Raw genomic sequence first — 14,643 nt, 5'->3', positions numbered from 1 at the left:
CCTCGTTCATTGGCGAATGCTTCACCGTCTTAACTCAATTTAGCGGCTCGGACTCAAGCTTTGATGCGACGGTGTGGCGTGGCAACATCGGCACGCCTTACGCCGGAAAGATCTACGTCTCGATGCGGGGAACCCAGGAGCTGCCCGGTGACGTCTTGGCCGACGGAGATCTCGCGTCTTCAGGTCTTGCGCACAGACAATTGGTTGACATGGTCAATTGGTGGCTACGCGAAACAACGCCCGCGAGCTATCCAGACGGGGACCCTAGATTTGTCACCCAGATCGCGTTGAATGCAGACAACAATTTTGTGAACGGATCGCTAACTGTTGCTACGGGGACGCTGGCCGGAATTGGCGCTATTGAGTCGGTAAACGGTCACAGTTTGGGGGGGTATTTGGCCAGTTCGTTCGTGCGCTTGTTTGGCAACATGTGGTCAGCCCCCACCACCATTAACACGTTCAATAGCGCTGGCTTCAGCAGGCAGGCGGCGTCGAATATCGAAAACGGTTTCGGTCAGATCGCGCAGCTGATCGGCCCCGCGCTCGGTATAAATGGGTTTACCAACCCGCAAAACAACTTCTTTGCCCAGAACGGCATTAACTTCACCACCAACACATGGGACATTGGATTCCAGCAGTACGGCGTCCGGATTGGCTTGTTCCAGGAAGACCTGACGCCGACGGCCGTTGACAATCATTTCATGTACAAGCTTACGGACTTGCTGTCGCTCGGCAACGCGTTAGCCCAATTAGACCCGACTCTAGATTTCGCCAGACTTTCTACGCTGGTTCGTGCTGGCAGCAACGAGATGGTGGCGTCATATGAAGGCGTGCTCGATGGGCTCAGAAGAATTTTCATTGATGCGGGTGTATCACCTACCCTCGCTGGCGACGCCAACGCAAATAACGCTGGGCCGCAGCCGGTTCCTCGCATCAAACTTGAGGCCAACATCAAGGCTCTAATTGACTCACAGCCCTTCCAGTCCGTGGCAGGCAAAGTCGCGATTGACAGCGCTTTCCCTGCTTTCGCGAGCACCGCGCATAATGATTTCGCCGCCCTCGTCAGCCTGACTGCCGGCGCCACTTTTAGGTTGCGCAGTGTGGATGCGGCCGCGGTGGAAGCTGCTTTGAAGCTCGTGAACGCCGCTGTATACGCCGACTGGGAGGCTGATCAAAAGGCGGTGGCGGCTGGCGCCGCGCCGGACACCCTGAACTTCACGGACAACTATCTGAACGATCGCTCTGCCCTGCTGAACTGGCGCGTTGTAGCGAACAATGTCGATCAGGCATTTGTCAACAGTCCCAAGGCGCCGTCTGATCGCACCTACGAATTCCATTGGAAGGACGGCAGTGGCCCCCAGGACAACATTCTGCTAGTTGCGCAGGGCCAGAGCGGCGCGCCTGTGCAGATTATTGCCTTCGGCGGCGATGGCGCAGAGACCCTTACTGGTAACGCGAACGCAAAAATCGGTGACCGCCTTTATGGGGGTGGCTCCGACGATCTATTGCTGGGCTTAGCCGGCAACGATTACCTCGAAGGCAATGCTGGCGGCGATGTGCTAATAGGCGGAGATGGACAAGACAAGCTCGTAGGGGGCGCTGGGTTTGACAGCTACAGGTTCATCGGAAGGGCCGGCAATGACAGCATTGTGGACAACGATGGGCAAGGCGAGATCATGGTTGGTGACGACACACTCACAGGCGGAGCGCAGGTGTCGAATAACGTCTGGCAGTCCGACGATAAGAAGGTTGTTTACACGCGGATGGGTGAAAACCTCGTTATTGGGGAGCGGACCAGTGCGGGCAGTTCGACCGTCATAGCAACCATTCTCGTCAAGGGCTGGCAGAACTCCCAATTGGGAGTTTCGCTATCCGACGAGGCCGCCGCCGCGCCGGAAGTGGCACAGACGTTGATTGGAGATTTCAAGAAGAAGGTCTCTTCGAACGACCCGAATAAGTACGCTTTCGACGACCACGGCAACTACATCAGCGACGGAGCCGAATCCGATGCGAGAGACCTGATCACGGGCACCGCCGATGCGGACCTGATCAAAGGTCTGGGTGGCAACGACGCGCTCCTTGGCCGCGCGGGCGATGATTCCATCGAAGGCGGCCCCGGGATCGACGTGCTCCAAGGCGGAACCGGCACCGACACGCTCGATGGCGGCGATGGGGACGACATACTGTACGGCTCCTCCATGGGCAACCTGACCTATCCGGCTACGGTCGATTTCCAGCCTCCGCCGCCCGACTTTCGGACGGTGCTGGCACAAGGCTTCGGTTGGTGGCTCACGACCAATGGCTCAGCCGACGTGGATGGCATCCCTAAGCGATTCCTCAATGCGACGGTGCAGCGCGACGCGCAGATGGACGATTCGGGCAACGTGATCGATGGCGGAATTGGCAACGACCTGATCATCTCCGGCCCCGGAGCGGATCAGGCCGAGGGCGGCGAAGGCCAGGACTTGATTTACGGAATGGGCGCGACCGACGTCCTGTGGGGCGATGCAGGCGACGACGTGATCTACGGGGACGGCCCGACGAACAATCCCGATGGATCGCTGTTGACCTGGGCACCCGCCGATACGCACGCGACCGACTTCATCGACGGCGGCGAGGGCAATGACACGATGCTGGGCCAAGGCGGCGACGACGAAGTGTGGGGCGATGACGGCAACGACATGATCTACGGGGACGACCGCGACACCATCGTCACGCCAGTGGCCCTGCACGGCAGCGACTACATCGACGGAGAGGCGGGAGACGATACCCTGTTCGGCGGCGGTACGGACGATGAGCTGTACGGTGGCAGCGGCAGCGATGTGATGTACGGGGACGATTCGTTGGCCGAGCGGGTGCCTGAAGCTTCGCAGGGAGATGACTTCCTGGATGGCGAGGAGGGCAACGACAGGCTGATCGGCGGCGCGAAGGACGACCAGCTGTTTGGTGGCACCGGCGACGACGTGATCTGGGCCGACGACGGTGGACACATCGGTGGCGAGCCGGGCTCGTTCGACCCTGCGACGGACGGCAACGACTACGCGGACGGGGAGGAGGGCAATGACGTGTTGCTCGGCGAGGGCGGAAGCGACCAGCTCTTCGGAGGGGAAGGCAACGACACGCTGACGGGCGATGACATCGTGTCCCGCCTGCCGGCTTCGTTCCACGGCGCAGATGCACTGCACGGCGGCGATGGCGATGACAGCATGGTTGGCGGCGGCGGCGCCGACACGCTGACCGGCGGCCTGGGCAATGACAAGCTCTTCGGCGACGCAGACGACGTCCCGGTCCCCAACCAGGGTAACGACGTACTGGACGGCGGCGCAGGCAACGACTCCCTGCGCGGCTTCGGCGGCGACGACCAACTGGCCGGCGGCGAAGGCAACGACACCGTCCAGGGCGAAGCGGGCGACGACGTCGTGGCCGGCGGCGACGGCGACGACGATGTGCAGGGCGGCGACGGCGCTGACATCGTCGCAGGCGACGCGGGCAATGACATCGTCAGCGGCCAGGCCGGCAGCGACACCCTCGCAGGCGGAGACGGCAACGACGAACTGCAGGGCGGCGAGGACGCCGACGTGCTCACCGGCGACGCGGGCAACGACACGCTTTTCGGCCAGGCGGGCGACGACGCGCTGGATGGGGGTGCGGGCAACGACACGCTGCAGGGCGGCGTGGGTAGCGACACACTCACCGGCGACGGCAGCGACCTGCTGCTGGGCGAGGACGGCAACGACGTGCTCATGGCCACGGGCGGCGCGGCGGCCATGGACGGCGGCGCCGGAAACGACTGGCTGCAGGGCGGCGGCATCATGCTCGGCGGCCTGGGCGACGATACGCTGGTGGGCTGGGGCCCCGACGTGCAGGGCGGCGCGGGCAACGACACCTACGTGATCGAGCAGGTCGCGGGTAACGTGTGGCTCACCGACACGCAGGGCGTCTCCGATATCCGCATCACCGGCGCCACCGCGGCGACGATGACGATGGAGCCCTCGATGCCGCTGGACTTCGGCCAGCCCATCGACACGAACCTGCTGCGCCTGACGGTGGGTGGGCTCACGCTGGACACGCAGGGCCTGCTCTCCGGCGCCATCGGGACGATCGAGGTGAATGGCCGCGCCTACCAGGCCGCGGAGCTGTTCGGCCAGACCTTCATCTACGAGATGAGCAAGACCACCGGCGCCGCGGGAGCCGCGCTGCAAGGCGGCCGCGAGGCCGACACGCTCACCTCCACCGGGGGCGGCGCCACCCTCGCCGGCGGCGCGGGGGATGACACGCTCACGGGCAGTGGCGGCAACAACACCTACCGCTACAACGCCAACGACGGCGCGGACACGATGCAGGACGCCGGCGGAGGCACACTCGTGTTCGGTGCCGGCATCGGACAAGGCGACCTCAAGCTCTCCACCGACACCAACGCGATGGTCATCACGGTGGGCGCGGGCGCGGCAAATTCGATTCACCTCATGGGCTTCAATGCGGCCAGCCCCGCGCAGCCCACCGGAGTCTCCACCTTCAAGTTCGCCGACGGCAGCACGTTGACGCAGGCGCAACTGATCGCGCGCGGCTTCGACATCACTGGCACCGCTGCATCGGAGTCCTTGCAAGGCACCAGCCTTGCCGACCGCATGACGGGTGGCGCAGGCGCGGACACGCTCGCGGGCCACGCCGGCGCGGACGTGTACACCTTCAATGTGGGCGACGGTACGGACCTGATCGCCGACGGGGACACGGCGGCAGGCACGGGGGACGCGTTGGTGTTCGGCGCCGGCATCTCGCCCGCGGACATCGTGGGCCTGCGCACAGGCAACGACGTGACCCTGGTCGTCAGCGGAACGAGCGACCAAGTGACACTGCGCGGCTACTTCGCGAGCAACGCGGACACCGTGGAGCAGATCAGGTTCAACGACGGCACGACCTGGACCTCCGCCAACGTGCTGGCGGCCGTGGACGCAGGCAACGCACGCGACTGGACACTGACGGGCGATGCGGGGAGCAACATCCTCATCGGCCTGGGCGGCAACGATGTGCTATCCGGTCTTGGCGGCAACGACACGCTGCTGGGAGGTCCCGGCAACGACACGCTCGACGGAGGCATAGGCGACGACAGCCTGGCAGGTGGTGCGGGCAGCGACCTCTACCTCGTGAGCGGGTTGGGCGAGCAGGATCGCATCGACGAGGCCAACGGCGGAGACGCCGCCGGCGTCGATACGGTGCGCATGGACGCGATCGCCAGCACCCAGGCGAGCTTCTCGATCTACGGCAACGACCTGGGCGTTATGGATGCGACCGGCGTGGTGCGCCTGGTGGTGGCGAACCAGTACCTGGCCGGCAGCGCGGCCAACCAGGTCGAGCGCTTCGAATTCGCCGACGGCGTGGTGCTCACCGCCCAGGACGTTCAGGAGAAGCTGATGACGGGCGGGCGCGGGGCGGACTGGATCACGGGCAGTGCACTCAACGACGCCATGACCGGCGGCTGGGGCGGCGACACGCTCACGGCGGGCGCAGGCGCCGACACCCTGCACGGCAACCAGGGCAGCGACGGGCTGAACGGGGAGGCCGATGACGACCAGCTCTTCGGCGACGAAGCCGACGACACGCTGTTCGGCGGAGATGGCAACGACACGCTGGACGGCGGCACGGGCGCCGACCGCCTGGACGGCGGCCTGGGCAACGACGTGTACAGCTATGCCGCAGGCCAAGGCATGGACATCGTCACCGCGGACGCCGGCGGCGTGGACCGCGTGCAACTGGCGCCAGGCATCACCACGGCCAATGTGACGGTGCACCGCATCTCCTCGCCGCCGGCATCGGACCTTGCCTTCAAGGGCGACTCGCTGGTCGTCCAGCTGAACGGCGGCGGCGACCAACTGTGGATTGCCAACTACTTCGACCTCGCAGCGCCGGGCAACGTGGAAACCATCCGCTTTGCCGACGGCACGAGCTGGGACTACGCGACCGTCACCGCCAAGCTGGGCACGCAGGGCGGCACCGCCAACACGCTCACCGGCACGACGAAGGCCGACACCTTCACGGTCGATCACACCAACGACGTGATCAACGACACCACCACGACCGACGTCGACACGGTCAACGCGTCGGTGGGCTACCGCCTGCCCGCGAGCGGCACGGTCACCAATCTCACGCTCACCGGCTCGCTGGACCTCTTCGCGGTCGGCACCAAGGACAGCGCGGACACCTTGCGCGGCAACACCGGAAGCAACCGCCTCGAGTACCTCGGCGGCCCCTCGCTGCCGGGCGACACCCTGATTGGCGGTGCGGGCGACGATGTGTACGTGCTCAAGGCGGCCAACATGCCGGTGAACTACAACGAGCCGGCGACGATGGGGGGCGTGGTCATCACCGAGCTGGCCGGTGAAGGCGTGGACACGGTGCTCTCGGGTTACTGGTCCAACCAGCTTCCCGCCAACGCGGAAAACCTCATCCTCACCGTTCCCAACACCACCGACCCGCAAAGCTTCGGCTACAACCCCAACGGCGCGGGCGACTACACGCACCGGCAAACCGGCAACGCCCAGGACAACCTGATCGATACGACCGCCTACGAGGAACTGGCGACTTCGCAATCGTGGTACGCCCATCGCACCCGACCGCACTTCATCGGGGTGGCGGAGTTCCGCCTGGACGGCGGGGCGGGGGCGGACACGCTGGTGGGCGGGCGCATGAGCGACACCTACGTGGTGGACAACCCCGGCGACACGGTGGTGGAAACCGGCGTCACCCAGCAGGGGCTGGACTGGTCCAACGACACGGTGGAAACACCATACGCGACCTCCCTGCTTACGCAGTACCCCAACATCGAGAACGTGACGCTTGCGGGCTCCTCGCCCGTCGGCGCCACAGGCAACGCGCGGGCGAATCGACTCGATGGCTCGCAAAACGGCGCCGGCAACGCGTTGACCGGCGGGGCGGGCAACGATACCTACGTCGTCGGGCTGGGCGACACGGTAGTGGAGCGGGCCGGCGAGGGCACCGACACGGTGCTCGTCACCTCGGGCGCCAGCACGCACCTGGCCGACTATGCCAACGTGGAGAGCCTGCGCCTGCAGCCCGGGGCGGACAGCTCCAACGTGTACGGCACCCCCGGCGCGGACACGCTGACCGGCAACACCGCGAACAACCAGATCTGGGGCGACGCGGGCGAAGACTTCCTGGAAGACCAGTCCGACGACGTGCTTTATGTCGGTTGGGGCAGCGTGATCGAGAGCCGCGCGGCGCAGGACGCGGACGTGCTGTTCGGCGGTGCGGGTGACGACTTCCTGAGCAGCCGCGGTGGCGTGGACACGCTCGACGGCGGGGCCGGCGACGACAACCTGCGCGTCTATTACACCGGCCGCAGCGCCGTGCTGCGGTTGGGCCTGGGCGACGGGCACGACACCTTCATGCAGGATGCGGGTGCGCCCGTGGCGGTGACGGTCGAGCTCAAGGCGGGACTGGGTTTGGACGGTGTGCAATTCGCACCCGACGCGGGCCGCATCACCGTCAGCGTGGCGGACGGCTCGTCCGTGAGGATCGCCGACACGAACGCAGTGAGCCTGCGCCTGCCCGACGGCACGACCTTCGGCGCCGCCGAGATCGACATCATGAGCCGCACGAGCGACCGCACGACGCCGACGGCATTGGCGGACCTGCTGTACGGAACGCCCGGTGCGGACACCATCAACGCCTTGGCGGGCAACGACATCATCTACGGCGCGGCCGGAAACGACACGCTGACCGGGGGACAGGGCGCGGACGTGTACCGCTTCGGCAAGGGCTTCGGGCAGGACCTGGTGGACGACGTCGCGCCAGGCGGGGGCGGGACGGATGACGGCGCGATCGACACGATCGAGTTCGATGCGACGGCGGCCGTTGCGGACATTGCGGTGTCGCAGCAACTCACCAGCGGGTCGGCCAACCTGGTGCTGGCCATTGCATCGACCGGCGACACCCTGACGATTCAGCGCGAGTACGCAGCAGGCAACGCAGGCGCCGTCGAGCAAGTCAAATTCGCCGACGGCACGCTGTGGGACCTGGCGACCTTGAAGGGCAAGGTGACGGGCACCATCGGCACCGAAGCGGCGGACACGATGACGGCCCCGGCCACCAGCTACCGGCTCGAAGGCCGTGGCGGGAACGACACCCTCACCGGCGGTGCCGGCAACGACACGCTCGATGGCGGCACCGGCGCAGACAAGCTCACCGGGGGCACCGGCAACGACACGTACTACGTGGACAGCCTCACCGACCAGGTGGTCGAGGTGTCCACCGGCGGCACGCTGGACGTCGTCATCGCGGGCGTGGATGCTTACGTGCTGCCCACGGCCGTGGAGCGCGGGCAGCTTGCGGCGGGTACCGCGAACTGGAGCTTGACGGGATACACCACGGCCAACACTCTGGTGGGGAATGCGGGCGCGAACCGTCTGGACGGCGGCGCGGGTATCGACACGCTGCAAGGCGGCGCGGGCAACGACCTTTACATCGTCGACGTGGCCACCGACATCATCACCGAAGCGAGCGGCGAGGGCATCGACAGCGTGCAGGCGGCCGTCACCTTCACCCTCCCGGTCAACGTGGAAAACCTCACGCTCACCGGTACGGCGACCAAGCTCGTGGCCACCGGCAATGCCGGAGACAACCTCCTCATCGGCAACAGCGTCGCCAACACGCTGTCGGGCCTGGCGGGCAATGACCGGCTCGATGGCGGCGCAGGCAATGACTCGATGACGGGTGGTGCGGGCAACGACACCTTCGTCGTAGACGCGACGGGGGACACGACGGTGGAGGCTGCGGCAGGCGGCCTCGACACTGTCGAAACCAACCTGACCTGGACTCTCGGTACGGAGGTCGAAAAGCTTCTGCTCACCGGCGCCAATGCTGTCAACGGCACAGGCAACGCCTCCATCAACTGGCTCGTAGGAAACACCGCCAACAACACGCTCAACGGCCTTGCCGGCGCGGACGTGCTGCAAGGCGGCGCGGGCACCGACACGCTCACCGACACGGCCGGCAACGGCGCCTTCGACGGCGGGGCCGGCAATGATGTCCTGACGGCGGGCGCGGGCAACGACCTCCTGGCCGGGGGCATTGGCAACGACACCTACACACTCGGCGCCGGCGCGGACATCGTTGCGTTCGACAAGGGCGACGGCGTGGACACGATCAAGGCGCCGCTCTCGGGTGCAGGCCTGGGCGAGCTCAACGACGTGCTGTCGCTGGGCAAGATTCGCCTCGCCGACATCAACTTCTCGCGCGAGACGAACGATCTGGTGCTGCGCGTCACCGGCACAACCGACGCCATCCGCTTCACAAGCTGGTACGCCGCCACGGGAGACCAGACCTTCACCAAGCTGCAGGTGATGGTGGATTCCACCGCCGACTACCAGCCGGGAAGCACCGACGCCCTGTACGCGAGCCGCATCACGGTCCTCGACTTCAAGCAACTCGTGGCAGGCTACGACGCAGCCCGGGCGTCCAACCCGGCACTGGTGAACTGGTCCCCGCAGGAATCTTTGCTGCACACCGCGCGCCTCACGTCCAGCGACTCGCTCGCCCACGGCGGCAACCTCGCCTACCGCTACGCGGAAGACGGCGCGTTGGCCAACGTGCAGTACGAGGGCAGCACCGGCGAGCTCGCAGCCGTGGGCTTCGTCGGCACGCTGCAGGACATCCTGTACGGCTTGGTGAGCTAGCGCAAGAATGCACGCGGCGCGAGTCCGGGGGGCGAGCGGGCTCGCGGCCGCGCTGGTGGGGGCCGTGGTCGGGCCGGCACTGCAGTTGCAGCAGGAAGTGCTGTGGCCTTGGTGGGCCTACGCAGGCCTGGCGCTCGCCGGCGCCTCACTAGCCGCTTTGCGCCTTCGCTGGGCATGGCTCGTGGCCTTCGCGTTGCTGGCTTTCGCCGCCTGCGGCGCACGGTCCATTGCTTTCGAATCGCAAGCGCTGTCGCCCGCGCTCGAGGGCCGCGACATCGCGGTCACCGGCGTCATCGGCGCCATGCCGCAGGTGAACGAGGGTGGCGTTCGCTTCCGCCTCGAGGTGGAGTCCGCACAGGCGGCGGGCGAAGCTGTCCAGGTTCCTGGCGCGATCTTTCTGGGCTGGTACGGCGGGGCGTTCCTGGATGCCAACGGTGCAGCCGAGCAGCAGCGGCAGGCGGGCCCGCTGCGAGCCGGCGAGCGCTGGCGCATGACGGTGCGGCTGAAGGCGCCGCACGGCAACCGCAATCCGCACGGATTCGACTACGAGCTGTGGCTGTGGGAGCAGGGCCTGCAGGCGACAGGCTACGTGCGAGCCGGCCCTCACGACGCCCCTGCGCGGTTGCTGGCGGACACCTGGCGCCATCCCGTGGAGCGGGCGCGGCAGTCGGTGCGGGAGTCGATCTACGCCCATATCGCCGACCGCAAAACCGCGGGCCTGGTCGCCGCGCTGGTCGTCGGCGACCAGAACGCGATCGACCGCGCCGACTGGGACGTGTTCCGCGCGACGGGCGTCGCGCACCTCATGAGCATTTCCGGCCTGCACATCACCATGTTCGCGTGGGTCGCGTCGCTCGCGGTGGGTGGCTTGTGGCGGCGCAGCCTGCGTTTGTGCCTGGCCTGGCCCGCGCCCCACGCGGCGCTCGCCGGCGGCATCGTGCTGGCGACCCTGTACTCGCTGTTCAGCGGCTGGGGTGTTCCAGCGCAGCGCACGGTGTGGATGCTGGCGGCTGTGGGCCTGCTGCGTCTGTCGGGTGCGCGATGGCCCTGGCCGATCGTCTGGCTGCTGGCGGCGGCGGTGGTGATCAATATCGATCCCTGGGCCTTGATGCAGGCGGGGTTCTGGCTGAGCTTCGTCGCGGTCGGCGTCCTCTTCGCCGGCGACGGCGGGCCGCGCGAAGTGTCTCCGGCAACGCGGTGGGCCAGGCTCGGATCCACGGCGCTCGCCTCGCTGCGCGAGCAATGGGTCATCACGTTGGCGCTCACGCCGCTCACGCTGTTGCTCTTCGGACAGGTCTCGGTCGTGGGCCTCCTGGCCAACGCGGTGGCGATTCCCTGGGTGACGATCGTGGTGACGCCGCTCGCGATGGGAGGCGTCGCCGTGCCGGTGTCGTGGGATGCCGCGGCATGGGCCGTGCAGGCGCTCGGGATTTACCTCGCCTGGCTGGCGGCGTTTCCTTTCGCGGCCTGGTCCGCGCCGGCGCCCGCGCTCTGGGCAGCCGTGGCCGGCGTGGCAGGCGGCGGCCTCCTGGCGATGCGCCTGCCGCTGCACGCGCGGCTGCTCGGCGTGCCGCTGTTGCTGCCTGCGCTGCTGTGGCAAGTGGGGCGGCCCGCGGCCGGGCAGTTCGAGTTGCTGGCCGCGGACGTCGGGCAGGGCAACGCGGTCGTGGTTCGCACGGCCTCCCATACGCTGGTCTACGACGCCGGGCCGCGTTACGGCCCGGAAAGCGATGCGGGGCATCGTGTGCTCGTCCCCCTGCTGCGGTCGCTCGACGAGCACGTCGATACCGTGGTCCTCAGCCACCGCGACCTCGACCACACGGGCGGCGCCGCCGCGGTGCTCGCGATGCAACCGCAGGCCGCCCTGCTCAGCTCGATCGAGGACGGGCACGAGTTGCAGTCGCTGCGCCGGGCGATGCGCTGCATCGCCGGCCAGCGCTGGGCGTGGGACGGGGTCGATTTCCAGGTGCTGCATCCCGAGCAGGCGGACTACGACGTCGCCAACAAGTCCAATGCCATGAGCTGCGTGCTGCGCGTTGCGAACGCGGGCGCCAGCGCGCTGCTGGCCGGCGACATCGAGCAGCCGCAGGAGGCGCGCCTGGTGCAGGCGGGCGCCTTGTCTCCCGCGGATGTCTTGCTGGTCCCGCACCACGGCAGCAAGACTTCGTCGAGCGATGCCTTCCTCGAGGCGGTGCATCCGAAGATCGCGCTCGTGCAGGCGGGCTACCGCAACCGCTTCGGCCATCCGGCCGCGCTGGTCTTGCAGCGGTACGCGAAGAACGAGGTGCGCGTCGTCGATTCGCCGCATTGCGGCGCCGCGCTCTGGCGCTCGGCTTCGCCCTCGCGGATCCAGTGCGAGCGACAGGTCGCGCGCCGCTATTGGCACCACCGTCCCGCACCCGCGCCGGATGCAGATTCCTGATCCGCGAGCGAGCCCATCCGGCCTGGAAGTTGCTATCCTGTGGTCTGGAGAAAACGCAGCCCATGCACAAATTCGACGAGATGTTCGCCCAGTTGCCGGCTAGCGGCGGGATGCAGTTCCAGAGCCAGTCCCAGGGGGGGCAAAGCCAGGCGCAGGTGCAGGGCGTGCGCGACCACTACCGCCATTACGCGCAGTGGCTCGCCCGGCAGCCCGGCGACGCCATGCGCGCCCGCCGCGAAGAGGCGGAGATGATCTTTCGCCGCGTCGGCATCACCTTCGCCGTCTACGGCGCCAAGGACGAAGACGGCGCCGGCACCGAGCGCCTGATTCCTTTCGACCTCATTCCGCGCATCATTCCGGCGCACGAGTGGGCCGACATGGAAAAGGGCCTGGTCCAGCGGGTGACCGCGCTCAACCGCTTCCTGCACGACGTCTACCACGACCAGGAGATCCTGAAGGCCGGCGTGGTCCCCACCGAGCAGGTGCTGAACAACGCGCAGTACCGCAAGGAGATGATGGGCGTCTACACGCCGCACCACGTCTACTCGCACATCGCGGGCGTGGACATCGTGCGAGCGCCCAACGCGCAGGGCGAGGGCGAGTACTACGTGCTGGAGGACAACCTGCGCGTGCCCAGCGGCGTGTCGTACATGCTGGAGGACCGCAAGATGATGATGCGGCTCTTCCCCGACCTTTTCAGCTCGCACCGGGTCGCGCCGGTCATGCACTACCCGGACCTGCTGCTGGAAACCCTGCGCGCCTCGGCCCAGCCCGGCGCCGCCGACCCGACCGTCGTGGTGCTGACCCCCGGCATGTACAACAGCGCGTACTTCGAACATGCCTTCCTGGCCCAGCAGATGGGCGTGGAACTGGTCGAGGGGCAGGACCTCTTCGTGAAGGACCGTTTCGTCTACATGCGCACGACACGCGGCCCGAAGCGGGTGGACGTGATCTACCGCCGCGTGGACGACGACTTCCTGGATCCCTCGGTGTTCCGCCCGACATCGACCCTGGGCACCGAAGGCCTGGTCGACGCCTACCGTTCGGGCAACGTCACGATCTGCAATGCGATCGGCACGGGCGTGGCGGACGACAAGTCGATCTATCCCTACGTGCCCAAGATGATCGAGTTCTACCTCGGCGAGAAGCCGATCCTCAAGAACGTGCCCACCTACATGTGCCGCAACAAGGACGACCTTGCCTACACCTTGTCCAACCTGAAGGACCTGGTAGTCAAGGAAGTGCATGGCGCGGGAGGCTACGGGATGCTGGTGGGCCCTGCGGCGACGAACCAGGAGATCGAGGATTTCCGCAAGGCGGTGGAGGCCAACCCGGCCGGCTACATCGCCCAGCCGACGCTGTCGCTCTCCAGTTGCCCCACCTTCGTCGAAAGCGGCGTCGCGCCGCGCCACATCGACCTGCGGCCCTTCGTGCTCTCGGGCAAGGAAGTGCAGATGGTGCCGGGCGGCCTCACGCGCGTGGCGCTGAAGGAAGGCTCGCTGGTGGTGAACTCGTCGCAAGGCGGCGGCACCAAGGACACCTGGATCCTGGAGGTTTGAGGACATGCTTTCGAGAACCGCCGACCACCTCTTCTGGATGTCCCGCTACACCGAGCGCGCGGAAAACACCGCGCGCATGCTGGATGTCAACTACCAGACTTCGCTGCTGCCGCAGTCGGCGGCCGTGGCGCAAGTCGGCTGGCAGGGCCTGCTGTCCATCAGCGAGCTGATGCCGCGCTACACCGAAAAACATGGCGAGATCGACCCGCAGCGCGTGATGACGTTCATGGTCATGGACGAGAGCAATCCGTCGTCCATCGTCTCCTGCCTCAAGGCCGCGCGCGAGAACGCGCGGGCGGTGCGCGGCTCGCTCACCACCGAGGCGTGGGAAACGCAAAACCAGACCTGGCTCGAAGTCAATCGCATGATCCGCGCCGGCGAGTTCGAGCGCGACCCGGGCCAGTTCTTCGAGTGGGTGAAGTTCCGCTCGCACCTGTCGCGCGGCGTGACGGTGGGCACGATGCTGATGGACGAGGCGCTGCACTTCATGCGCCTGGGCACCTTCCTGGAACGCGCGGACAACACGGCGCGGCTGGTGGACGTGAAGTTCCACGCGGTGCAGAGCGACTTCTTCGGCGCGGCCAGCGAGAAGGACCTGGAATACGATTTCTATCACTGGAGCGCGATCCTGCGCAGCGTGTCCGGCTTCGAGATCTACCGCAAGGTGTACCGCGACGTGATCAAGCCCGAGCGCGTGGCCGACCTGCTGATCCTGCGCGCCGACATGCCGCGTTCGCTGCATGCGAGCCTGAACGAGGTGGTGAGCAACCTCGCGATGGTCGCCAACGACCAGTCGTCGGAGACGCTGCGCCGTGCCGGCAAGCTGCGCGCGGACCTGCAGTACGGCGACATCGACGAGATCCTGTCGAACGGGCTGCATGCTTTCCTCACGCAGTTCCTGGATCGCGTGAACGAGCTCGGCGCGCGCATCAGCCGCGACTTCCTGATTCCCGCCACCGCCTGAGCGGGC

Annotated in this window: 5 protein-coding genes and 1 pseudogene; 5 read left to right on the top strand and 1 reads right to left on the bottom strand. The window is 66.8% G+C overall.

Features of this window, described 5'->3' with window-relative positions; all coding sequences use genetic code 11:
• Nucleotides 1-434: 434 nt before the first annotated feature.
• Nucleotides 435-698 carry a hypothetical protein gene (locus tag I5803_RS05900; RefSeq protein WP_196985458.1) on the bottom strand — a complete coding sequence of 88 codons (264 nt, stop codon included), beginning with the start codon at nt 696-698 and terminating at the stop codon, nt 435-437.
• 3 nt (nt 699-701) lie between these two features.
• On the opposite strand from I5803_RS05900, the pseudogene I5803_RS22380 reads away from it, so the two are divergent.
• The 5 genes and pseudogenes from I5803_RS22380 to I5803_RS05880 all read left to right on the top strand — a co-directional run.
• Nucleotides 702-1,601: pseudogene (locus tag I5803_RS22380) on the top strand (calcium-binding protein); the annotation flags it as partial.
• 255 nt (nt 1,602-1,856) lie between these two features.
• Nucleotides 1,857-9,692 (top strand): calcium-binding protein, encoded by a 7,836-nt coding sequence (locus I5803_RS22315; protein WP_290429084.1) that lies wholly within the window; start codon nt 1,857-1,859, stop codon nt 9,690-9,692.
• Nucleotides 9,693-9,699: 7 nt separating this feature from the next.
• On the top strand, nt 9,700-12,114 hold the full coding sequence (locus tag I5803_RS05890) for a DNA internalization-related competence protein ComEC/Rec2 (protein WP_196985456.1): 2,415 nt from the start codon (nt 9,700-9,702) through the stop codon (nt 12,112-12,114).
• Nucleotides 12,115-12,176: 62 nt separating this feature from the next.
• Complete coding sequence (locus tag I5803_RS05885) at nt 12,177-13,673, top strand: circularly permuted type 2 ATP-grasp protein (protein ID WP_196985455.1); 1,497 nt, start codon at nt 12,177-12,179, stop codon at nt 13,671-13,673.
• Between the two features lie 4 nt (nt 13,674-13,677).
• Entirely contained in the window at nt 13,678-14,637 is a 960-nt protein-coding gene (locus I5803_RS05880) for an alpha-E domain-containing protein (RefSeq protein ID WP_196985454.1), read from the top strand.
• The last annotated feature ends 6 nt before the right edge of the window (nt 14,638-14,643 follow it).

This window comes from Caenimonas aquaedulcis (genome assembly GCF_015831345.1).
Taxonomy (GTDB): Bacteria; Pseudomonadota; Gammaproteobacteria; order Burkholderiales; family Burkholderiaceae_C; genus Ramlibacter; species Ramlibacter aquaedulcis.
The sequence above is the reverse complement of the archived record's forward strand: the minus strand, read 5'-3'. Positions and strand labels throughout refer to the sequence as shown.

Bases quoted from the DNA above. Each gene is read 5' to 3' on its own strand.
- I5803_RS05885 (WP_196985455.1), top strand. From the start codon at position 12,177: ATGCACAAATTCGACGAGATGTTCGCCCAGTTGCCGGCTAGCGGCGGG.
- I5803_RS05890 (WP_196985456.1), top strand. From the start codon at position 9,700: ATGCACGCGGCGCGAGTCCGGGGGGCGAGCGGGCTCGCGGCCGCGCTG.
- I5803_RS05880 (WP_196985454.1), top strand. From the start codon at position 13,678: ATGCTTTCGAGAACCGCCGACCACCTCTTCTGGATGTCCCGCTACACC.
- I5803_RS05900 (WP_196985458.1), bottom strand. From the start codon at position 698: ATGATTGTCAACGGCCGTCGGCGTCAGGTCTTCCTGGAACAAGCCAAT.